At 72.4% G+C, this 23,688-nt stretch carries 23 protein-coding genes and 1 riboswitch; of the genes, 14 read left to right on the top strand and 9 right to left on the bottom strand.

The features are described 5' to 3' along the window. The first annotated feature begins 18 nt into the window (after window positions 1-18). Window positions 19-567, top strand: a complete 549-nt coding sequence (locus tag ABZV78_RS02360; RefSeq protein WP_355634977.1) for a hypothetical protein — start codon at window positions 19-21, stop codon at window positions 565-567. 95 nt (window positions 568-662) lie between these two features. Here the strand turns inward: ABZV78_RS02360 and ABZV78_RS02355 are convergent, their stop codons facing one another. Beyond that, window positions 663-1,028: a VOC family protein gene (locus ABZV78_RS02355; protein WP_355634976.1), complete on the bottom strand. Its 366-nt coding sequence runs from the start codon at window positions 1,026-1,028 to the stop codon at window positions 663-665. 171 nt (window positions 1,029-1,199) lie between these two features. On the opposite strand from ABZV78_RS02355, the gene ABZV78_RS02350 reads away from it, so the two are divergent. The 3 genes from ABZV78_RS02350 (at window position 1,200) to ABZV78_RS02340 (ending at window position 4,224) form a co-directional block, all read left to right on the top strand. Continuing rightward, window positions 1,200-1,880, top strand: coding sequence for a hypothetical protein (locus tag ABZV78_RS02350; RefSeq protein WP_355634975.1), 681 nt, complete (start codon window positions 1,200-1,202; stop codon window positions 1,878-1,880). A gap of 36 nt (window positions 1,881-1,916) precedes the next feature. Continuing rightward, on the top strand, window positions 1,917-3,239 hold the full coding sequence (locus ABZV78_RS02345) for an AAA family ATPase (RefSeq protein WP_355634974.1): 1,323 nt from the start codon (window positions 1,917-1,919) through the stop codon (window positions 3,237-3,239). A gap of 121 nt (window positions 3,240-3,360) precedes the next feature. Beyond that, complete coding sequence (locus tag ABZV78_RS02340) at window positions 3,361-4,224, top strand: aldo/keto reductase family oxidoreductase (protein WP_355634973.1); 864 nt, start codon at window positions 3,361-3,363, stop codon at window positions 4,222-4,224. A gap of 23 nt (window positions 4,225-4,247) precedes the next feature. Here ABZV78_RS02340 and ABZV78_RS02335 read toward each other — a convergent pair whose 3' ends face one another. The 3 genes from ABZV78_RS02335 to ABZV78_RS02325 form a co-directional block, all read right to left on the bottom strand. Continuing rightward, window positions 4,248-5,288: a C40 family peptidase gene (locus ABZV78_RS02335; RefSeq protein WP_355634972.1), complete on the bottom strand. Its 1,041-nt coding sequence runs from the start codon at window positions 5,286-5,288 to the stop codon at window positions 4,248-4,250. Window positions 5,289-5,391: 103 nt separating this feature from the next. Next, window positions 5,392-5,541: riboswitch (cyclic di-AMP (ydaO/yuaA leader) on the bottom strand. 276 nt (window positions 5,542-5,817) lie between these two features. Next, window positions 5,818-7,158, bottom strand: a complete 1,341-nt coding sequence (locus ABZV78_RS02330; RefSeq protein WP_355634971.1) for a radical SAM protein — start codon at window positions 7,156-7,158, stop codon at window positions 5,818-5,820. 273 nt (window positions 7,159-7,431) lie between these two features. After that, window positions 7,432-7,842 carry a hypothetical protein gene (locus tag ABZV78_RS02325; protein ID WP_355634970.1) on the bottom strand — a complete coding sequence of 137 codons (411 nt, stop codon included), beginning with the start codon at window positions 7,840-7,842 and terminating at the stop codon, window positions 7,432-7,434. A 32-nt stretch (window positions 7,843-7,874) separates the two neighbouring features. On the opposite strand from ABZV78_RS02325, the gene ABZV78_RS02320 reads away from it, so the two are divergent. Beyond that, on the top strand, window positions 7,875-10,652 hold the full coding sequence (locus tag ABZV78_RS02320; protein WP_355634969.1) for an AAA family ATPase: 2,778 nt from the start codon (window positions 7,875-7,877) through the stop codon (window positions 10,650-10,652). Between the two features lie 18 nt (window positions 10,653-10,670). Here the strand turns inward: ABZV78_RS02320 and ABZV78_RS02315 are convergent, their stop codons facing one another. Beyond that, window positions 10,671-11,264, bottom strand: coding sequence for a PadR family transcriptional regulator (locus ABZV78_RS02315; RefSeq protein WP_355634968.1), 594 nt, complete (start codon window positions 11,262-11,264; stop codon window positions 10,671-10,673). Window positions 11,265-11,317: 53 nt separating this feature from the next. On the opposite strand from ABZV78_RS02315, the gene ABZV78_RS02310 reads away from it, so the two are divergent. Then, the gene (locus ABZV78_RS02310; protein WP_355634967.1) at window positions 11,318-11,995 is read left to right on the top strand and encodes a DUF998 domain-containing protein; all 678 of its coding nucleotides are present in this window, start codon (window positions 11,318-11,320) and stop codon (window positions 11,993-11,995) included. 123 nt (window positions 11,996-12,118) lie between these two features. Here the strand turns inward: ABZV78_RS02310 and ABZV78_RS02305 are convergent, their stop codons facing one another. After that, window positions 12,119-12,883, bottom strand: a complete 765-nt coding sequence (locus ABZV78_RS02305) for an SDR family NAD(P)-dependent oxidoreductase (RefSeq protein WP_355634966.1) — start codon at window positions 12,881-12,883, stop codon at window positions 12,119-12,121. Between the two features lie 99 nt (window positions 12,884-12,982). On the opposite strand from ABZV78_RS02305, the gene ABZV78_RS02300 reads away from it, so the two are divergent. Further along, window positions 12,983-13,828 (top strand): helix-turn-helix transcriptional regulator, encoded by an 846-nt coding sequence (locus tag ABZV78_RS02300; RefSeq protein WP_355634965.1) that lies wholly within the window; start codon window positions 12,983-12,985, stop codon window positions 13,826-13,828. 26 nt (window positions 13,829-13,854) lie between these two features. Here ABZV78_RS02300 and ABZV78_RS02295 read toward each other — a convergent pair whose 3' ends face one another. Next, on the bottom strand, window positions 13,855-14,361 hold the full coding sequence (locus ABZV78_RS02295) for a tetratricopeptide repeat protein (protein ID WP_355634964.1): 507 nt from the start codon (window positions 14,359-14,361) through the stop codon (window positions 13,855-13,857). 113 nt (window positions 14,362-14,474) lie between these two features. Here ABZV78_RS02295 and ABZV78_RS02290 point away from each other — a divergent pair, with 113 nt between their 5' ends. Continuing rightward, window positions 14,475-15,443 carry a DUF5937 family protein gene (locus ABZV78_RS02290; RefSeq protein ID WP_355634963.1) on the top strand — a complete coding sequence of 323 codons (969 nt, stop codon included), beginning with the start codon at window positions 14,475-14,477 and terminating at the stop codon, window positions 15,441-15,443. A 22-nt stretch (window positions 15,444-15,465) separates the two neighbouring features. Here the strand turns inward: ABZV78_RS02290 and ABZV78_RS02285 are convergent, their stop codons facing one another. Then, window positions 15,466-16,476 carry a mechanosensitive ion channel domain-containing protein gene (locus ABZV78_RS02285; RefSeq protein WP_355634962.1) on the bottom strand — a complete coding sequence of 337 codons (1,011 nt, stop codon included), beginning with the start codon at window positions 16,474-16,476 and terminating at the stop codon, window positions 15,466-15,468. Window positions 16,477-16,749: 273 nt separating this feature from the next. Here ABZV78_RS02285 and ABZV78_RS02280 point away from each other — a divergent pair, with 273 nt between their 5' ends. The 3 genes from ABZV78_RS02280 to ABZV78_RS02270 all read left to right on the top strand — a co-directional run bounded on the left by ABZV78_RS02280 (window position 16,750) and on the right by ABZV78_RS02270 (window position 18,139). Next, window positions 16,750-17,460 (top strand): hypothetical protein, encoded by a 711-nt coding sequence (locus tag ABZV78_RS02280; protein WP_355634961.1) that lies wholly within the window; start codon window positions 16,750-16,752, stop codon window positions 17,458-17,460. Between the two features lie 13 nt (window positions 17,461-17,473). Beyond that, on the top strand, window positions 17,474-17,734 hold the full coding sequence (locus tag ABZV78_RS02275; RefSeq protein WP_355634960.1) for a hypothetical protein: 261 nt from the start codon (window positions 17,474-17,476) through the stop codon (window positions 17,732-17,734). Between the two features lie 126 nt (window positions 17,735-17,860). Next, on the top strand, window positions 17,861-18,139 hold the full coding sequence (locus tag ABZV78_RS02270) for a hypothetical protein (protein ID WP_355634959.1): 279 nt from the start codon (window positions 17,861-17,863) through the stop codon (window positions 18,137-18,139). A gap of 4 nt (window positions 18,140-18,143) precedes the next feature. Here the strand turns inward: ABZV78_RS02270 and ABZV78_RS02265 are convergent, their stop codons facing one another. Beyond that, window positions 18,144-18,464 carry a GYD domain-containing protein gene (locus ABZV78_RS02265; RefSeq protein WP_355634958.1) on the bottom strand — a complete coding sequence of 107 codons (321 nt, stop codon included), beginning with the start codon at window positions 18,462-18,464 and terminating at the stop codon, window positions 18,144-18,146. A gap of 320 nt (window positions 18,465-18,784) precedes the next feature. Between ABZV78_RS02265 and ABZV78_RS02260 the strand changes: the two genes are divergently transcribed. The 3 genes from ABZV78_RS02260 (at window position 18,785) to ABZV78_RS02250 (ending at window position 23,577) form a co-directional block, all read left to right on the top strand. Further along, window positions 18,785-18,976: a hypothetical protein gene (locus ABZV78_RS02260; RefSeq protein WP_355634957.1), complete on the top strand. Its 192-nt coding sequence runs from the start codon at window positions 18,785-18,787 to the stop codon at window positions 18,974-18,976. 62 nt (window positions 18,977-19,038) lie between these two features. After that, window positions 19,039-22,497 carry an AAA family ATPase gene (locus ABZV78_RS02255; protein WP_355634956.1) on the top strand — a complete coding sequence of 1,153 codons (3,459 nt, stop codon included), beginning with the start codon at window positions 19,039-19,041 and terminating at the stop codon, window positions 22,495-22,497. Window positions 22,498-22,578: 81 nt separating this feature from the next. Beyond that, window positions 22,579-23,577 (top strand): hypothetical protein, encoded by a 999-nt coding sequence (locus ABZV78_RS02250; RefSeq protein ID WP_355634955.1) that lies wholly within the window; start codon window positions 22,579-22,581, stop codon window positions 23,575-23,577. Window positions 23,578-23,688: the final 111 nt, after the last annotated feature.

Raw genomic sequence — 23,688 nt, 5'->3', positions numbered from 1 at the left:
GGGGGTAGGGTCGGTGCCGTGGTAGGGGCGGGGCGTCGGTACCGCTATGTCGGCCCGGCGGACGTGCGGGCGTCGGTCGCTGACGCTCCCGAGGGCTGGCCCGTCCGATCGCCGGCCGAGCTCGACACCTACCTGGCGGCCGCAGACCCGCGCGACCGTGACGAGCCGTTCACGTACGTCATCGACACTTCCGGTACGTTGCGGCTCGCGCAGAGACGCAGCGAGCACGTCGCCTGCGCCGGCGGTGAGGAGGTCCTCGGCGCCGGGGAGATCGCCTTCGCCGGCGAGCGCGACGGTTGGGTCGTGACCGAGGTGAGCAACCAGTCCACCGGCTACTGCCCCGATCCCACCTCATGGGTGGCGGTGGCGGGCGCCCTCGACCGGGCGGGTATCGGCCGCCCGGAAGGCTTCACCGTGGCCGTCGTCTTCCGGCGCTGCCTCGACTGCGGCGAGCGCAACCTCGTCCGCGACGACGACTACATCTGCGCGCTCTGTGGTGCTGAGCTGCCGGAGGATGTGGAACCTCGACTGACGGCCCAGCCGCCGACCGATCAAGCTGTGCGCTGACGGCCGAACCGGCTGATTGTCCCCTCCGGCAGGTCGGCACTGATGCCGCCACGGAAGCGTGCAGCCATGGGGGTGCGGCGGTGCCGGCCGCGCCCTCAGCGGGCCGTCCAGGTCTGCACCTCGACCAGATTGCCCTCCGGGTCGCACAGGTAGGCCGAGCGCACACCCCACCCAGGCCGGTCCGCGGCCGCGGCCACCACCAGCTCGGCCGGTAGGGCGGCGACGGTGGCATCCACGTCGGGCACGGGGACCACCACCAGCACCCCGCCGTCACCCCGGCCCACCGGCAGCACCGCCTCCGCCGCGCGGCGGCCGAGGACCGCGAGGACGGTCTCGCCGTCCTGGTCGAAGCTGGCGTACTCGAAGTCCGGGACAACCGTCTCCGGCTCGCCGAGCAGGCCGGTGTAGAAGCGCAGGGTGGCCGGAAAGTCGTCGGCAACGACGCGGGCGTGCACACTCACGCACCGGACCCTAGTCCTGCGGGCGCTGGCGCAAACTGACCATCCCCAGGGGGGATACCGCCACATGCCGGGTCCGGTACAGCGGGTGGGCCGGCCGCGCGGATAGCTTCCGGGCATGCGGTCCGCGGCCTCGCCGAGGGCACGCGGCCGGCCAGGAACGAGGAGGATGCCGTGACCCAGCCGATGCCAGGAGAATCTGGGCCGATCACCATCCACGTCGACCGGTGGCGCGCGGCGCTTCCACCCGATGCCTGGCCGGACGGGTTCCCGGTGACCGGGCAGGTGTGGCGGCGGGACGTCTTCGCCGTCGCCGAAGCCTGGCGCGTTGGAGAGGCGAGCCCCCGGCAGCTGCTGAGCGCGGTGCTGGTGTGGGGTTACGGCCCGATTGGCTACGGTCCGTGGCGCACCGCGCGGTCACTTGAGGGCGATCCGGACGGCAAGCGCCTGGCGTACGCGCTCGAGGATCTGCGCGCGCCCGCGCCGGACGAGGACGCGCTGCGGATCGCCTACCAGCGTCTGCGTGACCCGAAGGAGTCGCGCCTACCCCGGCTCGGCCCGGCGTTCTTCACCAAGCTGCTCTACTTCGCCGGCTACCGGCGCGGCGTCGGCGGTCGGCAACCGCTCATCCTCGACAGCGTCGTGGCGCGCCGGCTACCCGCCGATGCCGGCGTGCGTCGCCAGTCCGGGTGGGTGTCGGAGGAGTGGCTCGCCTACCTGGGCTGGGCGGTGGAGCAGGCGGACCGCCGGGGCATCGAGCCCGACGAGGTGGAGATGGCGCTGTTCCACGACCGCTGGCCGTTGCCCGGCGGGGACGGACAGACAGCCCGAACCTCTCCGGCACGAGCGGGGTAACGTCCTGCCGACAGGTTCCGGAAAGGGGTGACGCACGTGCTGGCTGGGCTGGAGCTGCCGCCCGCCGTCCAGGCGGAACGCGTCATCACCGCCGTGCTGGCCGACCTGCGCTCCGGCCACCATCGGGGCGTGGTGGTCGACTCCCCGCCGGGCGCCGGCAAGTCCACCCTCGTGGTCCGCGCCGCCGTCGAGCTGGCCGCCGCCGGCGAGCCGCTGATCATCGTGGCGCAGACCAACGAGCAGGTCGACGACCTCATCGACCGCCTCGCCCGGAAGGCAACGGAGCTGCGTATCGGCCGGCTCTCCGCGACGGACTACAAGCCGTCCGAGCGGGTCGAGGGCCACGACAACGTCCGAGTCGCGGCCAAGGTCGCCGACCTCGGCGGTCCGGCGGTCGTCATCGGTACGGCCGCCAAATGGGCCACGGTCACCGAGGGCTGCTGGCCGTGGGCGATCGTGGATGAGGCGTACCAGATGCGGTCGGACGCGCTGCTGCGCGTGGCGGGGCGGTTCGAGCGGGCGCTGTTCGTGGGCGACCCGGGGCAGCTCGACCCGTTCTCGACCGTGGAGACCGCGCGGTGGACCGGGTTGACCTGGGATCCGATGCAGTCGGCGGTGGCCACCCTGCTGCGGCACAACCCGGAGCTGCCGGTGCACCGGCTGCCGGTGTCGTGGCGGCTGCCCGCCACGGCTGCGCCGGTGGTGGCCGCCGCGTTCTACCCGTTCACCGGGTTCCGCGCCGGCACCGGGCCGGCCGAGCGGGCGTTGACGTTCACCGAGCCGGGCGCTGGCGACCGCTTCGACGCGACCGTCGAGGTGGCGGCCGTCGCGGGCTGGGCGCTGTACGAGCTGCCAGCCCGGCACACCCTGCGTACCGATGGGGAGGCCGCGGCGGCCTGCGCCGCCCTCGCCCTGCGGGTCCTGGAGCGGAAGCCGGTCGGGTTCGACGAGCAGGCGCCCGGCGGCGCGCCGGTGACCGCGGACCGGATCGCCATCGGGGCCGCGCACCGCGACCAGGTGGCGGCCATCCGGTCGCACCTGGGCGCGGCCGGCGCGGGCATCACCGTCGACACCGCCAACCGGCTCCAGGGCCGGGAGTACGACGTGACGATCGTGCTGCACCCGCTCTCCGGCCGGCGGGACGCGACCGCGTTCCACCTGGAGTCGGGGCGGCTCTGCGTGCTGGCGTCCCGACACCGGCACGCGTGCGTGGTGGTGGCGCGGGCCGGGATCGCCGACCTGCTCGACGCGCACCCGTCGACCGAGCGGGTGCACCTGGACGTTCCGGTGAAGTTCCCGGACGGCTGGGAGGCCAACCAGACGATGCTCAGCCACCTGGCCGCACACACCGCCTCCTGACTCCGGATCGCGTCTCACCCTCTCCGATGGCGGAGTGCGGAGTCCGCACCGTCTGACGCCGGTTTGGTGGTTGTGTCGGCGGGAAGCCTGCGGATTTGCCACAACAAGGAGAGGAATCCCCATGACATCGACCGGACTTCCCGGTGGGACGTTCAGCTTGGGGGATCTGACGGTCACCCGGATGGGGTACGGCGCGATGCAGCTGGCCGGCCCGCACGTCTTCGGCCCACCGGCAGACCGCGCCGCCGCGGTGGCCGTGCTGCGCGAGGCCGTCGACCTGGGGATCAACCACATCGACACGTCCGACTACTACGGCCCGTACGTCACCAACGAGATCATCCGGGAGGCCCTGCACCCCTATCCGGACGACCTGCACATCGTGACCAAGGTCGGGGCGTTGCGCGACGCCGAGGGCAACTGGCCGCAGGCGCTCGCCCCGGAGCAGCTACGCCAGGCCGTGCACGACAACCTCCGCCGCCTCGGCCTCGACGTGCTTGACGTGGTCAACCTGCGCGTCGGCGGGTTCGATCGGCCCACCCCCGGCTCGATCGAAGAGCCGTTCACGGTCCTCGCTCAGCTGCAGCAGCAGGGACTGATCAAGCATCTCGGGCTCAGCACCGTCAATGTCGAGCAGGTCGCCGAGGCGCAGTCCATCGCGCCGGTCGTGTGCGTGCAGAACCTCTACAACATCGCCAACCGGAACGACGACGACCTCATCGACTCCCTCGCCGCGCAGGGCATCGCCTACGTGCCCTACTTCCCGCTCGGCGGCTTCTCCCCGCTGCAGTCCGAGGAGCTCAACGCCGTCGCCGCCCGCCTGGAGGCCACTCCGATGGCGGTCGCGCTGGCGTGGCTGCTGCAGCGCTCCCCGAACATGCTGCTCATCCCCGGCACCTCATCCGTCGCACACCTGCGCGAGAACGTCTCCGCTGCCGCACTGACCCTTCCCGACGACGCCTTGACCGAACTGAATGGGATCGCGTGATGAGCGCCAGCTGAACCGGGCGGTCAGCCGGGGCGGCGAGCACCGCTGTAGGGCATGTTCGCCATCTGGGCCATCCGGACCACGTCCCCGGTGTGCGGGGCGTGGACGATCAGCCCGTTGCCGACGTAGATGCCCATGTGATGGTGATCGGCGTAGAAGAAGACAAGGTCACCCGTGCGAAGGTTGGCCTTGCTCACCGCCACGCCTTCGGTCCATTGAGCACCGGTGTAATGGGTCAGCTGCACCCCGGCGGAAGCCCACGCGTACTGGGTCAGGCCGGAGCAGTCGAACGAGTCCGGACCGTCGGCCGCCCACACGTACGGCTTGCCGATCTGCTTGCACGCCGTCTTCGCCGCGACGCCGCCGCTGCCCGTGATGGGGACGGCGGGACACTTCCCACCGATGAACAGCGAACTGCTCGACGTGATGGGTGAGGTGCTGGTGGCCGTGGCGGCCGACTGCGCGGCAGTTGCGGCTCTGGCCGCCGCGGCGTCCGCGGCCGCCTTCGCCGCTGCGGCCTTCTCCGTGGCGGCGATCTGCCGGTGTAGCGCATCCAGGCGCTTGATCTCGGCGTCGATGGCCTTCTTGCGGGCCGCCAACTGGGCCTGCTGGCGCTGCTGTACCGCGATCAGCGCGTCGACCTTCTCCTTGTCGGCATCGTAACTCGCCTGCTGGGCCGACAGCCGGTTGATCTGTCGCTGCTCAGAATTCGTCACCTGATTCACGAGCGCGAGCTGATCGCCCAACGCGGTCGGCGCGGAGCCACGGGACAGCAGGGCGTTGAATGTGGAGAGCGACCTTTCCTGCTTGTAATACCCCGTCACGATCTCCTGGACGCGGGTCCTACTGGCCTCCACCGTCTTGCCAAGTGGCTCTATCCGCCGGTTCAGTTCGGCCGATCTCCGCTGGTTCGCGGCCAGGTCCGACCGGACCTTGTTGTACTGCTCGATGACGGGTTCGAGCTTTTCCCACGCCGCGTCGATCTGCCGCTGGACGTCGGCGGCCGACGGTGCCGCGTGGGCGGCATGAGCCGCTGGCCCGACGACCACCATCACCGCCGCCATGGCGGCGAGGATGCTGGTGAGCAGACGTGCTCCGGTAGGCCGCGTACGCACGGGTGGCAACAGGTTCGGCTCCCTCCACTCGAGGCCCACGCACGCCACGGCGCGTGCCGACCTCGACCGCCTACCGGGTTAGCTGACGGATTCGGGCGTGGAAGGCGCCCTACCGCTGATGCGGATTCACCCCGAAACTGCGGTGGTTCCCCGGCTCGCCTTGCGACGTCAGTGACGTCCAGCGACTCGGCGGTGGCCGTCCCGGGGCACTCCAGGTGGAGACCGACATCCGGAACGCTGACCAACATTAGTGAGGGCGGCCCACGGAAATCAACGAGTCGGTGAGGACAATTCTCTGCGCTGTCGGGCGGGTACATTGAGTGCCGGAATTATGTGTGCGATAAGGTTCCGCTAATCAAATTCTTAATCGCCGCTAATATCGTTCGGCTTCAGCGACGTAAATAAGAAAGGGTGCCCACGCGGCGTGAAGTGCCCCACCGGCGACACACCAGCTCGTTGCCGTCGTGGTAGGCCCTGATCATTCCTGGTGGGCTTGGCTTACCGGCTCCGGTGTCAGGTCGGCGGGCAGGCTGTCCATGAACGAGCTGACCGAGAAGACCGCTCGGCCGGGGCCGGCCGGGCCGTACCCGGGCGGGCTGGACAGGCCGTTGGCCTCCATGGTCGCGCGGTAGGCCTCCAGTAGCCGGATGTGGTACTCGAGCGGCGCGCCCTGTGGGTTGGTTCTGCCCAGCGGGGTGGTCGGCTCGGGGCACCAGGTGGTGAACCGCGGGGTGATGCCCCGGGACATGAAATACTGCAGGCCCTCGGCGGTGGAGTCGATCGCCTCGTCCACGCTGGTGAAGCCGTACGGTGCGGCCATCTCGACGCCCGCGACGAAGTTCGGGATGACGTTGCGCGGCCCGAAGACCTCGGCGGAGTCGAGGATGCGTCGGTGCCACTCCTCCCGACCCACATACCGCTCCTTGCCGGGGCAGTAGAGCTCGAACAGCCGCTTGTCCCACACCTCGTAGTTGGGGTGGTAGATCCGGATGCCGTAGTCGTGGAACCGCTGCACGTCGGCCCGGGGCAACGCCTGGGCGACCACCTTGCCGATCCACCGGCCCGGGAACCGCTCCTCGATCGCCTGGGCGTACCGGCCGTAGAAGTCGGCCTCGGCCAGCCCGTCGACCTTGGACGTGATGCTGCCGCCGGTCAGGGTGTAGGCCCGCGACGCGCCGGTGGTGTCGTGCCGGTCAATGATCTCCAGCGCCTCCAGCACCTCGTCGACGGGCTTGACCCCGGTGTACGGGCGGCCGGCCTGCTTGTGCTGACGCCAGTTGTGGTTGATGTCGCAGTACTGGCACTCCTCCTTGGCGCCGAAGTACTGGCAGACCCGGAACACGGTCAGGTAGATGAGGTAGCCCCACTGGATCGTCGGCGCGACCTCCATCACCGACTTTCCGTTGGCGAGCGTGTGCCGGTAGTAGTCCGGCATCGGGGGCAGCCCGACGTCGGCGATCGGCCGGCCGTCCAGGAACAGCCGCAGGCTGCCGTCGCCGTCGTCCTTGACCCGGTACGGCGAGTCGGGGTTGGTGCGGACCGAGACGACCGTGCGGCGCAGCCCGTACGGGCCGCCGGTGAGCACGATCTCCTCCGGCGGCCGGCGCAGTGCGGCGCTGCCCAGTTCCGGCAAGGTCCGGTGGTCGAAGGAGAAGATGAAGTACGACTTGGGCTTGACGGCACCACTCTCGTTGTCGGTCAACGCCGAGTCGTCAAAGGCCAGGCCGCCACGCAGCAGGTCCTCCTTGATGACCGCCTCTTTCGGCACCTGGGGGAAGCGCCCCATCAGGTCCTCGATGAGATCGGTGCGCGACCGCATGCGCCCTCCCGTTTGGTTGTGCACGAAGGCCCTCGAGATACGCGAGGGCTGAGCTGAGTCGCGGAACGTCAGCCTGCTGCCTCCAACGTAGCCAGCCTTCGCGGGCCGGGGGGATCGGTCGGCGCAAGGTTGTTCGCTACGTCACGTCCACCTGTGCTGCCCGTGCTGGTCGCGCCGGCGGCGACCCGAACGGCGTCGAGGGTGGAGGTGAACTCCCAGGCGGGTTGTGGCCGGCGCTCGACCACAACCCGCCAGGAATCGATCGCAACGGGTTCAGCCGGCCTTGCGGAGACCGGCGAACTGCAGGCCGGTGAAGCCGGCGACCGCGGCCGCCTGTGCGATGACCAGTGCGGTGCCGAGGCCGGTCAACGGGAACCAACCGGCGATGAGCAGTTCGACGCTCGCGACCACCCAGGCGATGTTGACTGCCATCACCACCCCCACCGCAGCCCTGTTCACCGTCGGTCGCGAGGCGAGGAGGAACAGGGCCGCCGCCCAGGCGACCAGGAAGACACCGATCGGGTAGAGGAGGGCGGCGGGGAGGCCGAACAGCTCACCGAAGATCGCCGCGACGACGAGGTAGACGACTCCGTTGGCGCCCGAGCCCATCGCATCCTGCTTCAGGGCGAAGCGGAGCAGCTTGGCGTCGGCGGTGGGGTGGATGGTGCTGGCGACGGTGGCCATCGCGGCGGTCCCTTCGTAGTACTGATGTCCGTGTGATCACGAAGCTACGGAGGTCCGCGCGAAGCCGAATCAGTCATCGTGACGGTAGCTTGCTGGCTGTGTTGCACGGACGAGCTGGGGAGCAGGCGACGATTGAGCGGCTCCTGGCGGAGGCCGGGACCGGCCGGAGCGGAGCCCTGGTCCTCCGGGGCCCGGCGGGGATCGGCAAGTCCGCGCTCCTGGACCATGCCGCCCGGCGGGCAGCGGGCATGCGGGTGCTACGCGGCGCCGGTGTGGAGCGCGAGGCCACGTTGCCCTTCGCCGCGCTCCACCTGCTCCTGCGCACTGGTCTTGACCGGGTCCACACGCTGCCCGACGCGCAGGCCACCGCGCTCAGCGGTGCCCTGGGGTTGGGCGACGTCGCTCCGGAGAGCCGATTCCTGGTCGGGCTGGCGACGCTGAGCCTTCTCGCCGAGTTGGCCGGGGATGGCGGGCTCCTCTGCCTCGTCGACGACGCGCACTGGTTCGATCAGGCGTCCGTTGACGCATTGGTGTTCGCCGCCCGTCGCCTCGAGGCCGAGGGCGTCGTCATGATCTTCGCCGCCCGCGCGGGTTTCGATCCCGTAGGGCTTCCCGAACTGCGGCTGGGCGGGCTGGACAGTGCGGCAGCCGCCGCCCTGCTGCCCGCCGACCTTCCGCCGCAGGTGCGAGAACGCCTCATCGCGGAATCGGACGGTAACCCGCTGGCGCTCATCGAACTGCCCGCCGCACTCACCGCGGAGCAGCGGGCGGGACGACTGCCACCGGTGGGGGCGATGCCCGTCGCCGATCGCGTCCAGGAGGCCTTCCAGGCGCAGATAGCGGCCCTTTCCGAGTCCGCGCGAACCGCGCTGTTGATCACCGCGGCGGACGGCTCCGGTGAGCTGGAGACGCTGGTGGCCGCCGGCGCCTCCCTCGACGGGCTGGGCGCGGCCGAGCGGAACCGGCTGATCGAGATCAACGGCAGCGTGGTCGGCTTCCGTCACCCCCTGATCCGGGCTGCCGCCTACCAGAGCGCGCCAGCCACCCGACGTCTTGCCGTACACCTGGCCCTTGCCGATGCCCTCGCCCGCTCACCGGCCGTCGACGCGGCCGACCGGCGGGCGTGGCACCTGGCCGCCGCCGCGCTCGGTCCTGACGAGGACATCGCCCAGGAGTTGGAGGGTGCGGCGGAACGGGCACGGACCCGCGGTGGTCACGCCGCGATGGCGGCCGCGTACGAGCGGGCCGCCGAGCTCACCGCTGATCCGGTACGACGATCCGGACGACTGGCCGCTGCCGCGCTGGCAGCGAGTGGCGCGGGACTGATGGTTCGGGCGGCCGCGCTCGCCGACCGCGCCGCGCCCGATGTGGACGACCCGGACCTGGTCACCGCGCTCATCCAGGTACGCGCCCACCGCGAGTTCGAGTTGGGTGCGCCGCTCGAGGCGGGCCGGATCATCATGGACGGGGTGCCTCGCGTGGCAGCCCGGTCCTCCGAGCGGGCCACCTGGCTGCTGGTGGAGGCCATCCGCTGCGCCTGGTTCGCCGGAGACACGCGGCTGGCGGAGGAGGCCGCCGCCCGACTCCGTACGCTCCCCGAGAGCGATTCGCCGCTGGCCGTCGGGGCACTCGGGCTGGCCCGCCTGATGGGCGGTGACATCGGCGGTGGGATCACGCTCATGGCTGGGGCGGTGGACGGACACGAGCGCGCCGGCCTGGGCGTACCCGGGCTCACCCTCACTGCCGAGCTGTGTCTGGTGCTGGGCCGGGCCGCCCTCGGCGAGCAGATCACCGGCGGCGTCGTGGCGGACTGCCGGAAGAGCGGGATGATCGGCTGGCTGGCGTACGCGTTCCAGGAGCATGGGTTCGCGCAGGGGCAGCTCTGCCGGTACGGCGAGGCCACGGCGGCCCTGAGTGCGGGGTTGCGGCTGGCGACGGAGCTGGGTCACGAGCACCGGGTCACCCACCTCACGTGCTCGCTCGCCTGGGTGCTCGCACACCTTGGCGATGTGCACGGCTGCCGCGCCAAGGCCGAAGAAGGCGTGGCGCGAGCTGACAGGCAGGGAATGGTCGTTGCCGCGGCAATCGGGCGCTGGGCACTTGGCCTGCTTGAACTCGGTCTGGGCCGGCCGGACGCCGCCCTTCGGCAGCTGCAGCTCATCCCGGTGACCGGCATCGCCGTCCTCGCCGCCCCGGACCAGGTCGAGGCCGCCGTCCGCAGCGGCCGGCCGGTGCAGGCAAGGGAGCCGCTCGCCCGCTACGTGGCCTGGGCGCGGTACGTCCGTCAGCCGTCGTCGGACGCCATCGCCCTGCGCTGCCGCGCTCTCGTCGAGGAGGACGAAGCGCACTTCGCGCAGGCCGTAGCCCTCCATGAGGAGGACGGCCAGCCCTACGAGCTGGCGAGGACGCGGCTCGCCTACGGCGAGTGGCTGCGACGGGCGCGGCGGCGGGCGGACGCCCGGCTTCAGCTACGCGGCGCGCTGGAGATCTTCGATCGACTCGGTTCGGAGCTGTGGGCCGAACGCGCTCGCGCTGAGCTGCGTGCGACCGGGGATGTGCCGGCGGCGCCGCGCCAGGCCGACGACCCGCTCAGCGTGCTCACACCCCAGGAACGCCAGGTCGTCCGGCTCGCGGCCGGTGGCGCCTCGAACCGCGACATCGCCGCGCAGCTCTTTCTCAGCCCGCGGACCGTCGGCTACCACCTCTACAAGGCGTTCCCCAAGCTCGGTGTCACCTCTCGAGCCCAGCTGAGAGCGATCGCCGGCTCGGGCAACGGCTGGGCGGCATCAGGCTCACCGAACGGCGGCTGAACGCGCGCCAGCCCTCGCTCAGCCCGGCCGGACCGGCGCACCGTCGACGAACGGCCAGGTTATCCGTCCGGCTCGCAGTTCCTCGACCAGAGTGCGGACGTACGCCAACTCCGCGGCGACGACCTCGCGTTGGTATTCCGCCTCGATCGCGAACAGTCGGGGCAGGAACCGGGCGACCTCGGTGACCTCCTCGTTGAGCGCGGCCAGCCGCTCCTCCAGCCGAGCGACGCGGTTGCTCAACGCGGCCAGGGCGTCGGCTGGGGCGAGGTTCGGCAGGAAGGACAGGGCGGCCGGGAACTCCGGGTACTCCGGGGCCGGGGTGGAGAGCATGGCGCGCAGCCACTCGTCCAGGGTGCCTCGTCCGGCGTCGGTGATGCGGTAGGTCGTGCGTTCCGGCCGGTTCTCGGCGCGTTCGGTGGACTCCACCGCCACCAGGCCGTCCCGGACCAGCCGCTGAATCGTCTGGTAGACGCTGTTGCGCTGGCTGACGTTGACCACGTCGTCCTTGCGTCGTTCCTTGATCAGTTGCTGCATCCGGTATGCGTGCATCGGTTCTTCGGTGAGCATCGACAGCACGGCCAGCGCGAGCACGGAGCGACGTGGTGAGGTCACCGGCCGAGCTTAACCGTTGACACTTCGATAGTCATAAAATGTATAGTCAGGCTATGACTACCACGCTGCTCCCCGGCCTCCACGCCTCCCGCTCCACCCGACGGCTCGCCCTCGGGGCTGTCGTCGGGCCGGTGCTGTTCTCCCTCGCCTGGCTCGTCCTCGGCACCCTGAGCCCCGGCTACACCTTCTTCGGTCACCGGTTCACCGACTACTCGCCGATCAGCCAGCCGATCAGCGGCCTCGGCCTGGGCACGACCGCCCCCTACATGAACACCGCCTTCGTCGCCACCGGTCTGCTCCTGGTCGCCGGCGTGATCGGCGTGTTCCGCACGATCCCGCCCACTCGGCCAGCCCTGCGGCGCTGGTCGGTCGCGCTGCTCGCCTGCACCGGGCTCGGTCAGGTCGTGTGCGGGATCTTCAACCTCGAAGCCGCGATGCTGCACTCGCTCGGCTTCGCCCTGGCTGCCGCCACCCCGATCGCCGCCTTCACCGTCGCCGGGTACTACCTCCGCGGCGTCCTCGGGTGGCGGCGATTCGGCACCCGGCTGCTGCTCGGCAGCCCGTTGACCCTCGTGCTCCTGGTCGCCTTCTTCGCGACGTTCCAGCCAACCGCCGACGGCGCCGAGCACGGCATCGCGGGACTCGTGCAGCGGCTTCTCGTGCTGGAGGTGCACACCTGGTTCGTGGCCATGGGCTGGCTGGCGTACCGGCGCGATCCGATCGGTGAATGAGACCTCGCCGACCAGAACCGGCTGTACTCACGAAAGGCCGTGGCCGGCGGGAATCGACCCGGCGGCCACGACCGCGACCGTCAGCTTTCTCGACGGCGGTGAGATGCACCGACGCCCTCGCCGCTACTTCCCGTGGGGATCGGCGGCGTTGACGGTGGCGACGACCTGGTCGTAGTCGCCGCGCGCCTCGCCGTACCGGAGGAACTTGACCCGCTCGACCTGGATTTCCCGGGCGTCGGGCTGCGACTCGATCAGCGCGACGACCTCCGCCACGAACTCGTCGAGCGGCATGGCGAACTCGCTGGTCTCCTGCCCGGGCAGCAGCGCGGTACGCACCGACGGCGGTTCCAGCTCCACGACCTTCACGGTCGTGTCGGCGAGCTGCAGCCGCAGCGACTCGCTGAGCATGTGGATGGCGGCCTTCGACGCGTTGTAGCTCGGGGTGACCTTGAGCGGCGTGAACGCCAGGCCCGAGGAGACCGTCATGATCGTGGCGTCCGGCCGCGCCCGCAGGTGCTCGATGAACGCGGCGATGAGGCGGATCGGGCCGAGCAGGTTGGTCGTCACGGTCGCCTCGGCGGTGGCGAGGAACGACTCGGGCCGGTGCCAGTCCTCGATGCGCATGATGCCGGCCATGGTGACCAGGACGTTGAGGTCGGGGTGCCGGGCCAGCACCTCCTTCGCGGCCGTGGCGATGCTCGTGGGATCCGTGGTGTCGATCTCCACGGTGTCGATGCCGGGGTGCTCCGCGGCGATCGTGTCGAGCAGGTCGGTGCGCCGGCCGCCGACGACGACGGTGTTTCCCTTGGCCCGCAGTTCGAGCGCGAGGGCGAGGCCGATGCCGCTGGTGGCGCCGGGGATGAAGATGGTGTTTCCGGAGATGTTCATGCCCCGAGCCTGGCCGTCCCGGCGGGGCGGATGAAGAGAGCGGTTGTCGGGGGATCGGCAATCCCTGGTTGGCCCGCGCCAGGTGCGGATACTGGGATCATGGACCGCGCAGCCCTGGCCGACTTCCTCCGCCGCCGCCGGGAGGCGTTGCAGCCCGGGGACGTCGGGCTGGCCCCCGGCGCCCGCCGCCGCGCGCCGGGGCTGCGGCGCGAGGAGGTGGCCGCCCTCGCCACCATGTCGACCGACTACTACACCCGCCTGGAACAGCAGCGGGGCCCGCAGCCGAGCCCGCAACTGCTCGCCTCCCTCGCCCGGGCGCTGCGGCTGACCCGCGACGAGCGCGACTACCTGTTCCGGGTGGCCGGGCACAACGCCCCGGCCTCGGTCTCCGTGGCGACCCACGTCGCGCCGGCGCTGCTGCGGGTGCTGGACCGGTTGGCGGACACCCCCGCGCTCATCCTGTCCAACCTCGGCGAGGTCCTCGTGCAGAACCGCATGGCTGACGCCCTGTTCGGGGACCGGTCGGGCCATACGGGGCTGGCCCGCAGCGAGATCTACCGGTGGTTCACCGACCCGGCGGAGCGGGCCCGCTACCCCGAGGACGACCGCGACCGGCAGAGCCGGGCGCAGGTCGCCAACCTGCGCGCCGCGTACGGGTCGATGGGGCCGCAGTCGCGGGCCGGTGAGCTGGTGCGAGCGCTGCAGAAGATCAGCCCGGAGTTCGCCGAGCTGTGGGAGCGGCACGAGGTCGCCCAGCGCTTCGCGGACCACAAGACGCTGATTCACCCCGAGCTGGGCCCGATCGAGCTGGACTGCCAGGTGCTGTTCACCGAGGACCAGTCCCAGGCTCTGCTCGTGCTCACCGCGCCGCCGCGCAGCGAGGGCCACGAGAAGCTGCGGCTGCTCGCCGTGCTGGGGCACGAGCGCTTCCCGGCGAGCACCTAGACGAGTGGTTTCGGACCGGTCCGTGGTCAGTTGGGCTCGATCAGGAGCCGGGCGTAGTTGGCCATCGACCGCTGGTAGCGCGGCAGGTGCTTGGCGAGTGCCCCGACGGCGATCGAGACCGCCTCCCGCTCCCGGCCGACGCTGGTCAACGCCAGCGCGAGCGTCGCGCTGACCGCGTCGTCGAGCTCGTCGGAGCCACGCCGGCGCTCCTCGGTCAGGAGCCGGACGCTCTCCTCGGGCTGCCCGGTGTTCCGCAGCGAGCTGGACATCTGGATCACGGAGCGCCGGCGGCGGATGCCGTCGATGCCCAGCTCCAGTGCCCTTCGGTAGAGCGGCACCGCCTTGTCCGAATGACCGGTCGAGTCCCAGGCGCAGGCCCGCTCGAACGCCGCCACCGGATGAGCCGGCCCCAACTCGTCGGCGAGGACGTCGACCCGCTCGCGGAACTCCTCCTCGTCCCAGCCGTCGGGTGCGGCGTTGAAGGCCGCCCACAGGTCCGCACTGCGCTGCTCCCACTCGGCGCTCGGGTTCATCGTCGTTCTCCTCGTGATCGTCGGTTCGGACGGGGGACACTCTGCGAGCGCTGGTACCGTCGCCGCGAGTGATTCGGCGAAGGCCGAATCTCCTCTCCCGGAAGGTGGTGCGGATGGCGGTCACGCTGCGGTTCGGTGCCGCCGACCTGCTGCGCTGCCGCTTCGCCATCTCGCCCATGCTCGAGACGCTGTCCGCGGTGCGCCTGCTCTCCCCGCGCGAAGGCGTCGGCCCCCACCGCCGCTGGCTCGACACCCTCGACACGCGGGGACTCGACCTGCGACCGATCGCCCTGCTCCAGCCGCGTCGCGGCTACACCCCCGACTTCCTCTCGCCGCCCCCGGTCAGCCCACACGCCCGGTTCCAGGACGAGCTCGCGGCCGTGGCGGCCACTGACCATGATCGGGTACGCGCGGAGGTGCGACGGTCACTGGCGGACACTCCGGGGGCGGCCGAGTCGGCGACCGGACGCCTCCTGCTGGGCGACCCTGCCGTTGCTCTCCAGATGCTGGTCTCACTCGTGAAGCAGGCATGGGAGGTCCTGGTCGAACCGGTCTGGCCGCACGTACGCGGGCTGCTCGATGCCGATGTGGGCTTCCAGACCCGACGCCTCGCCGAGGGCGGCCTGGACCGGTTGTTCGGCGAGCTGCATCCACGACTGCGCTGGAACAACGGCGTGCTGACCCGCGAGTACGGCGACGACGAGCATCGCGATCTGCGCGGCGAGGGGCTCGCCCTGGTGCCCAGCGCCTTCAAGTGGGATCAGGTCGTGGTCATCGTGGACCCGCCGTGGCAGCCCACCGTGATCTATCCGGCGCGCGGGCTCGGCACGCTCTGGCAGCCACTTTCCACCGATCGGCATGCGGCTCTGGGGCGGCTGATCGGCAGAACCCGGGCGGCGCTGCTGCTCAGCCTCGACGAGCCGGCCAGCACGACGACGCTGGCCCACCGCCACGCGCTGGCAGCCGGGACGGTGTCCGAGCATTTGTCGGTGCTGCGCGACGCCGGCTTCGTCGCCGGAGAACGACACCGGCACGAGATCCGCTATCGACGCACACCCCTCGGCGAAGCCGCGCTCCGTTAGCGCGGTCTCCACCAACTTCCACCTAGGGCTGGTACTCGGCGCGGGTGCGGGGCAGCCACTGCGGGTGCTGCTCGCGGATGTACTTCAGCAGGCCCTCGCGCAGGTCGCAGCGGAGGTCCCAGCTGCTCGGCCCGTCCGCGGCGGAGACGCGTACCTGGAGTTCCAGGGTCTGCGGGGTGACGTCGACGACCTGGAGGACCCAGAGCCCGCGGTCCCACAGCGGTGACGCCTCGACCAGCCGGTGCGCCTCGCGCCGCAGTTGCTCCACGTCCGCGGTGTAGTCGACGTGCACCCGCAGCTCACCGACGACCCGGGACTCGTGGCGCGTCCAGTTCTGGAAGGGGCGGTCGGTGAAGTGGGTGGTCGGCAGAATCAGCCGGCGCTCGTCCCACATCCGGATCACGACGCTGGTCAGCTTCACCTCCTCGACGCGACCCCACGCGCCGTCGACCACCACCACGTCGTCGACGTGGATGGCGTCGGTGAAGGCGATCTGCAGGCCCGCGAAGGCGTTGGACAGCGACGTGCGGGCGGCCACGCCGATGAGCACGCCGATCACGCCCGCGGAGGTCACCAGGGACACCCCGACGACCCGTACCTGCTGGTAGCTCATCAACGCGACGGCGACCGCGGCCAGGGTCACGGTCACGGCGGTCGCGCCCCGGACCAACCGGATCTGGGTACGCGCCCGCCGGTGCTGCCGGTTCGCCGTCGGTTCGTGGGACAGGCGCCCCAACACCAGACCCTCGATGACCTGCAGGAATCTGATCAGCAGCCACGCGAAGACCGCGGCGAACGCCAACAGCAGCCCGTGCCGGAACGCCGACAACCACTCGTAGGCCCGGCCGGGCACCGAGACGAGTAACGCCCCGATCACCAGGACGGCCACCGCGGGCCGGCGGCAGGCCTCGTACAGCGGTTTGATGATCCACCCGTAGCGGGTCCGGCATGCCCGCCGGAACAACGGCCCGGCGAGCCAGGCCACGAGCAACGCGGCGACCACCCAGGCCACGACGGTCAGCAGCGCACGCATGCGTCCCCCGAACCTGCCCTGACAACCGACATCACGCCACGACCCCGGTCGTGCCGGGACAGCGGACCGGCCGGGCGACCCGGATACCCGGGAGGGGCCGAGTGAAACAACCCGGCGTGCCGGCGTGAATGACGCACGGGAGCGGCACAGGAATGCCGATTCACGCCGCCGGGGATTCCAAGCCTTCCTGTCGGCCTCCCGTCACGGGGAGTGTTCACCCGATCTCGATCGGTCGATAGCGTCGGTGCACTGGCCGTCGACGAAAGGCCGACGATGAACGACAACCCGCACCCGTTCTCGCGCCGGCGGCTGCTCGCCGGCGCGGCGGCGGCCTCGGCGGTCACCGTGACCGGCGTGGCCGCCGCCCCGACCGCCGCCGCCGCGGCCACCCCCGTCCGCGCCACCACGCCGCTGGTCACCCGGGACCGGATCGCCACCGCGGCGCTGCGTGCTCCCGACGGCGCCGCCATGGCGGTCCCCTTCCAGGCCGACTTCCACGCCCGGCTGGCCGCCTGGCTGGCGTTCTGGTCGGCGAACTCACCCCGCGCCTGGAGCGCCCCGGTCCAGGTGGTCGGGCGGGTCGCCCCGGCCGGCGACGCCCTCACCCTGCACGCGATCCGCTACCGGCGTGACGACGACCTGCGCGCCGGCTTCGCGGCGGGGCGGCGGGACGCAAGCCACGCGGCGACGCTGGCCAGCCTGCACCACCACTTCCCGAGCGTGCGCGTCCTGCCGGGCGGGGCGGTCCGGGTGGGCGACGGGCCGGCCGGGTTCACCGGCGCGCCGGGGCAGGTCGCCTTCGCGGTCGCCGCCTGCCGGGAGCTGTGGGGCGACGGTGGCGCCACAGCCGCCCGCTGGGCGGAGCACGCCGGCCGGGCGCTCGCCCTGGCCGGGCAGCCGGCCGACGGCGCCTCGCACGCCGGCTGGGCGGCCTTCACCCGGATCAGCCTGCGCCGCGGGCTGGGCACCGAATCGTACGAGTGACCGGAGGTAGTACATGTCCCGCAACGAGTTCCGGTTCGTGGTCGACGGCGTCGACCTGACCCCCGAGCAGCAGACCCTCATCGCCGGCGAGATCCAGAAGGCCGGCCTGGCCGCCCTCGGCACGGCCAACGCCCGGCTGACCAGCCCGCTCACCCTCGGCCACGGCAACCTCAAGCTGCGCCCCGAGTGGTACGGCCTCTGGGTGCTGGACGGCCCGTTCGCCGAGGACCTCGGTCAGAAGATCAACGACATCGGCTTCTGGATGCAGCGGTGACCGACGTCGTCGGACGGACCGACCCGCCGGAGCGGATGTGTCCGAGCACGCCGGCGGCCAACGCCACCGTGTTCCTCGGCATGATCACTCCGGCGGGCGGGGCGGGTCGCCTACGTCACGCCGGCGGTGCCGGCCGAGGTGGCGCTCGCCGCGGCCCGTGACTCCGACGCCCCGGTCGAGTCCCGCTTCCGGCTGGCCGGTCCCTGCGTGACCTCGTCCTGCGGCTTCTGGACCGGCGAGCACTGCGGCCTGGGCGCCCGGATGGCCGCCTCGTACGCGGAGACGGCCGAACTGGGCCAGGAGCAGCTGCCGAAGTGCGCGATCCGGCGTACCTGCCGGTGGTTCGCCGAGCAGGGGCCGGCGGCCTGCCCGGCCTGCTCGCACGTGGTCACCGACGCGCGCTGACGGCTCAGACGCCCGGGGCGGTGTAGTCGGTCGGCGTCCGGGTCGCCTCGTCGACCTCGACCGGGGTCAGCAGCGGGGTGACCCGGGTCCGCAGCCCGCGGGCCGCGCCGATGCGGATCGCCAGCGCGGCGGCGGTGCGGTGGTCGGGCAGGTCGCACACCACGTAGGTGTCGTCATCGGCGAAGGCGAAGTGCATCGACAGCAACTGCCCGCCGGCCTCCTCGACCAGCTTCCGGACCACCTCGGCGCGCTTGGTGCCGCCGTCGCGCGTCAGCCCGTCGATCCCCTCCACCGTGTAGACAGATCGCAGCAGGTAAGCGGGCATGTCAACTGCCGCCCTGCCGCTGCACCCGCTGGGCCCCCTGGACCTTCGCGCGACCGTGGTCCCGTTCCGAGCCCGCGGCGCCGGTGGCGGTGTGCAACTGATGTCGCTTCCCCGGCCGTTCCATCTCCGCGCCCTGGCGGCCCGGCGCGCCGCTGCCCGGGTTCCGGTTCGCCCGCGCCGACTCGCCGCCCGGATCGTGCTTGTTCCGCTTGTGGCTACCCATGGGCCGCGCTTACCCACTGCCTCCACCGCTAGTCCTGGCCCTTGACCTGACCTGCGCACACTGGGGGAGCAGGCAACTCAGCCCCGGGGAGGCCGACATGCGCTGGCTCGCCATCCTCATCGTCGTACTGCTGGTCCTGGTGGCCCTGGCGCTCTGGCGCCGTCGGCGAGCCGCGACCGACGGGGACCGCCAGGTCCGAGACCTGGCGGCGTCGGCCGAGGCCCGCCGCCGGCTGGACGACCACCGGAACCCGACGGACGGCAGCAACATCCGCGGCAGCGGCGGCTGAAGTCTCCGACCCGGGTGCGGGTTTCCCCCGTTGTCGGACCGGTCGACTACCGTCGGGAGGTCATGGAGCCGCGGTTCGGCGAGACGATCATCGGGCGGGAGCATCCCGCGGCCCTGCTGCGCGCCGAAGTTGACCGGCTGACCACCAGCCACGGCGGCCTGGTCCTGGTCACCGGCGAGCCGGGCATCGGCAAGACCACGCTGGTGAGCGCCGCCGCCGACGAGGCCCGGCGGCGCGGTGCGCTGGTGCTCGGCGCCGCCTGCTGGGACTCCGACAGCGCCCCCGGCTACTGGCCCTGGGTGCAGGTGCTGCGTCGCCTGGGCCGCAGCCCCGACGACTGGGCCCGGGCGCAGGACGCCGCCGGGCCCGGGCTCGCGGCGCTGCTCGGCGAGCGCACCGGCGCCGACCCGGCCGGCGAGGAGCCGGCCGACGACGGCGGCCAGGCCGAGTTCGCCCTGCACGACGCGGTGACCACCGCGCTGGTGGCCGTCGCCCAGCACCGGCCGGTGGTGGTCGTCCTGGACGACCTGCACTGGGCCGATCCGGCCTCGATGCGGCTGCTCCAGTTCGCCACCCAGCACACCTGGTTCGAACGGCTGCTGCTGGTCGGCACCTACCGCGACGCCGAGGTCGAGTCCGGCGAGCACCGGCTCCGGCCGCTGCTGCTGCCGCTGACCGCCAAGGCCACCACCGTCACCCTCACCGGCCTGGCCCGTGATGAGGTGGCCGCGTTGATCCGCCGCACCGCCGGGCGCGAACCGGGCGACGACCTCGTCGACGAGGTGCACCGGCGCACCGGCGGCAACCCGTTCTTCGTCGAGCAGACCGCCCGGCTGTGGCACACCGACGGCCTGGCCACGACCATCGCCCCCGGCGTACGGGAGGCGGTGCGCCGCCGGCTCGACCAGTTGCCCGCCCCGGTGGTCGAGGCGCTCACGGTGGCCGCCGTGCTCGGCCGCGACTTCCACCGGCAGGTTCTGGCAGCCTGCCTGCCCGGCCCGGCCGCGCAGGTGGACCGGCTGCTCGACCGCGCGGCCACTGCCCGGCTCGTGCTGGCGCGGGGCGGCGGCCGGTTCGCCTTCGCCCACGACCTGGTCCGGGAGACCCTCTACGACGGGTTGGCCGACGCCGAGCGGCGCGCCCGGCACGCCGGCGTGGTCCGCGCCGTCGACCGGTCGGCGCCGCTCGCCGAGCGGCTCATCCCGGCCGACCTGGCCCGCCACGCCTGGCTCGCCGGCACCGACCTCGACCCGGCGCGCGCCGTCGAGCTGCTGGTCGCCGCCGCCCGCGATGCCGGCGGCCGACTGGCCGTGGAGGAGTCGGCGCAGCATTTCCGCCGGGCGCTGCAGGTCGCCGACGAGCCGGCCCGCCGGGTCAAGGTGCTGCTGGAGCTGGCCCAGCTGCTGCGCCACGTGGGCACGCAGGAGGAGGCCGAGCGGCTGCTCGCCGACGCCGCGGCGCTGGCCCGACCGCTCGACGAGCCGGCCCTGCTGGCCCGCGTCGCGCTCACCGCACACCGGCAGGAGGCGGCCGCCCGCCGCCGCACCGACTCCGACGCGCTGGTGCGCGAGGCGTACCGGCGGTTGATCGGTGAGCCCGAGCCGGGCCGGCGGACGAGCGCCCTGGTCACCGACCTGATCACCGCCACCGAGACGCTCGCCCGGCACGGCCGCGACGACGAGGCGCTCACGTTCAGCCTGTGGGCCCGGCACGACACCACCTGGGGGCTCGGCACCGCCGAGGACCGGGCTGTCGTTACCGCCGAGATCCGGGAGGTGGCCCGCCGCACCGGCGACCGGGAGACCGAGCTGTGGGCGACCTCGCTGCGCTGGGTCGCGCTGCTGGAACTCGGCGACCCGCGCTACCACGAGGAGCTCACCGCGTTCGTCACCGGCTGCCGGAAGGGCGAGGTCGCCCGGCAGCGGATGGCGGCGGCCATCGACAGCGGCATCATCGCCGGCTTCCGCGGCGACTTCACCGCCGCCGAGACGCACTTCGCCGAGATGGACGGGTACGGCGAGTGGGAGCACTCCGACCACGCCTTCATGGGCCAGCACCTGCGCTGGTGTCTGCTGGTGCTGTGGGGCCGCCCCGCCGAGGCGGAGGCGCTGCTCGACCGGCCGGAGGCGGCCGGCCACCCGCAGCTGGAGCTGCTGCGGGCGATCACCGCCGCCGAGCGGGGCGACACGGCGACCGTGCAGCGGCTCACCGCCGGGATCGAGGCGGCCGGCACCACCTACCCCCGGCCGGTCTCGCCGTTGTGGCTGCGGCTGCGGGCACAGGCGGCAGCCGCCGGCGCCGATCCCCACCGCTGCGCCGAGGCGCGGGCGGCGCTGGAGCCGCACCGGGGCCGGTGGATGGCCGCCCTCTTCGGCTGCGACATCAGCGGCCCGGTCGACCTCTGGCTGGCCGCCGTCGACGCCGCCGAACAGCGCTGGGACGACGCGGTCACCGGCTACGAGGCCGCCCGCGACGCCGCCGACCGGATGGGCGCCCGGCCGTGGTCGCTGCTCAGCCGGGCCGGGCTGGTAGCCGTCCTCACCGCCCGGGGGCGGGCCGGCGACGCGGCCACGGCGGCCCGGTTGCGGGCCGACACGGCGGCCGAGGCGCGGGAGCTCGGCATGACCCAGGTGCTGCACCGGCTGGGCGAGGTGGATGCTCCCGTTCCCGTCACCGCCGGTCCCGTGGCCCGACGACCAGACGCGGGTCGCGCCGGAGCGGCGACGGCACCGGCAGGGGTGGGTCACGCCGGCGCGACGCCGACAGCGGCCGGAGCGGGTCACGTCGGCGCGGCGGTGGCCGGGGCGGGTCACGCCAGTGCGGCGGTGGCCGGGGCGGGTCACGCCGGTGCGGTACCGGCGCAGGCCGGAGCGGGTCACCCGGCCGGCGGCCCGGCCGGTTCCGGCCTCGCCGGCGACGACCGGACCGGCGAGGCGGAGGCCACGACCGGGCCCGAGTTCCGGCGGGACGGGGCTGTGTGGCGGCTCGCGTACGGCGGCACGGTGGTGCACCTGCCCGATGCCAAGGGCCTGCACGACCTGCGCCTGCTGCTGGGCCGGCCCGGCGTCGACGTGCCCGCGGTCGAGCTGCTCGATCCCGCCGCCGGGCCGGAGCTGGTCGCCGCCCGGCGGCTCGGTGGTGACCCGGTTCTCGACGACGAGGCCAAGGCCCGCTACCGGCGGCACCTGCAACGGCTCGACGACGAGATCGACCAGGCCGCCGCTCGCGGCGACGACCGGAAGGTGGCCGCCCTGGACGCCGAGCGCACCGCGTTGCTGGCCGAGTTGCGCGCCGCGGCCGGGTTGGCCGGGCGCACCCGCCGGCTCGGCGACGAGGCCGAGCGGGCCCGCAAGGCGGTGACGGCCCGGATCCGTGACACGCTGCGCCGGCTGGACGATCGGCATCCGGCGCTCGCCGAGCATCTGCGTGCCACCGTCTCCACCGGCAGCTCCTGCCGCTACCTGCCCACCGAGCCCGTGCCCTGGCGCCTCTCCGAGCCCGGTGAGGCAGCTGGCCGCTGAGCCCACGGCCCGGGATCGATGATGATCAGCTCCCGGATCGGCCGACCACCACGACCGGTCCGAGCGGCATATGCTCCCTCGGTGTTCCGGAACCTCTTCAGCCGTGGTCAGCGGCCGGTCGAGCCGGCCGTCGACCTGGACCGAGCCCTCGACGACCTGGAGCTGCGTGCCGCGCGGGACAAGGCGTCCGCCGACTGGCGTGCCGCCCGCGACGTGATCGAGGCCGCCGGCTCCGACTGGGAGCGCCGCGCCCGCCGGGTCTCCGTCCTCAGCGACGCCGCCGCCGACGACACGTGGCTGGACGCCTGGCTGGTGTCCGCTCCCGACGATCCGACCGCCGCCGTCCTCCTCGCCGCGACGCTCGCGGAACGAGCGGGCCGGGCGCGGGGTTCAGCCCCGGCCAGCCAGACGACCCAGGAGCAGTTCCAGGGGTTCGCCGAGCTGTCGGGCCAGGCCGCGGTCGCCGGGCGCCGGGCCATCGCCCTCGCGCCCCACGATCCCGTGCCGTGGATCGACGTGCTGTGGGCGATGTTCTCCGACGGCGGCTCGCGGCAGGCGGAGTTCCACCAGGCGTTCACCGAGGCGCGGCGCCGCGACCCGTTCAACCTGGGGGTCCACCTGGCGGCGGTGAGCTTCCTCTGCGAGAAGTGGTACGGCTCGCACGAGGAGATGTTCGGCCTGGCCCGGGCCACCGCGGCCGCCGCACCGCCCGGGACGGCGGTCACCCTGCTTCCCCTGTTCGCGCACTTCGAGTACGCGATGCGCGAGTTCAACTGGGGCAGCCCCACGCCGGAAGGGGTGCTGGCCTGCCGTCGGTACTTCCAGCGCCCTGAGGTGCGGCAGGAGTACGACGCCTGCGCGGCGAAGTGGCGAGCGGCCGGCCCGCCCCGGCACGGCGACGCGATGGTGTGCCGCAACTGGCTCGCCCTCGCCTACTCGCTGTCCGACCGCCGGGACGAGGCGAAGGCGATGTTCGACGAGATCGGCCCGTACGCCACGAGCCCCGTGTGGGCGTACTTCTTCGGCGGGGTCAAGCACGGCTTCGTGCACAACTGGCGGTGGGCGAACGGCGTCCGGTAGGGCGGGACGACGAGGCCGGTGGCCGTCCGGGTCAGTCTCAGCGGTCATTTCTGTATCTTTCTGTAGTCAAAAACCAGGGCGGAGCGTGCACGCAGCCAGGGATGCTGTGCC

Source organism: Micromonospora sp. NPDC004540 (genome assembly GCF_040610095.1).
Classification (GTDB): domain Bacteria; phylum Actinomycetota; class Actinomycetes; order Mycobacteriales; family Micromonosporaceae; genus Micromonospora.
Note: the sequence above shows the minus strand (reverse complement) of the source record. Positions and strands in the feature narration are given on the sequence as shown.

Bases quoted from the DNA above. Each gene is read 5' to 3' on its own strand.
- ABZV78_RS02255 (WP_355634956.1), top strand. From the start codon at position 19,039: ATGGAGCCGCGGTTCGGCGAGACGATCATCGGGCGGGAGCATCCCGCG.
- ABZV78_RS02280 (WP_355634961.1), top strand. From the start codon at position 16,750: ATGAACGACAACCCGCACCCGTTCTCGCGCCGGCGGCTGCTCGCCGGC.
- ABZV78_RS02310 (WP_355634967.1), top strand. From the start codon at position 11,318: ATGACTACCACGCTGCTCCCCGGCCTCCACGCCTCCCGCTCCACCCGA.
- ABZV78_RS02290 (WP_355634963.1), top strand. From the start codon at position 14,475: ATGGCGGTCACGCTGCGGTTCGGTGCCGCCGACCTGCTGCGCTGCCGC.
- ABZV78_RS02295 (WP_355634964.1), bottom strand. From the start codon at position 14,361: ATGAACCCGAGCGCCGAGTGGGAGCAGCGCAGTGCGGACCTGTGGGCG.
- ABZV78_RS02300 (WP_355634965.1), top strand. From the start codon at position 12,983: ATGGACCGCGCAGCCCTGGCCGACTTCCTCCGCCGCCGCCGGGAGGCG.
- ABZV78_RS02330 (WP_355634971.1), bottom strand. From the start codon at position 7,158: ATGCGGTCGCGCACCGATCTCATCGAGGACCTGATGGGGCGCTTCCCC.
- ABZV78_RS02275 (WP_355634960.1), top strand. From the start codon at position 17,474: ATGTCCCGCAACGAGTTCCGGTTCGTGGTCGACGGCGTCGACCTGACC.
- ABZV78_RS02325 (WP_355634970.1), bottom strand. From the start codon at position 7,842: ATGGCCACCGTCGCCAGCACCATCCACCCCACCGCCGACGCCAAGCTG.
- ABZV78_RS02265 (WP_355634958.1), bottom strand. From the start codon at position 18,464: ATGCCCGCTTACCTGCTGCGATCTGTCTACACGGTGGAGGGGATCGAC.
- ABZV78_RS02285 (WP_355634962.1), bottom strand. From the start codon at position 16,476: ATGCGTGCGCTGCTGACCGTCGTGGCCTGGGTGGTCGCCGCGTTGCTC.
- ABZV78_RS02260 (WP_355634957.1), top strand. From the start codon at position 18,785: ATGCGCTGGCTCGCCATCCTCATCGTCGTACTGCTGGTCCTGGTGGCC.
- ABZV78_RS02335 (WP_355634972.1), bottom strand. From the start codon at position 5,288: ATGGCGGCGGTGATGGTGGTCGTCGGGCCAGCGGCTCATGCCGCCCAC.
- ABZV78_RS02340 (WP_355634973.1), top strand. From the start codon at position 3,361: ATGACATCGACCGGACTTCCCGGTGGGACGTTCAGCTTGGGGGATCTG.
- ABZV78_RS02305 (WP_355634966.1), bottom strand. From the start codon at position 12,883: ATGAACATCTCCGGAAACACCATCTTCATCCCCGGCGCCACCAGCGGC.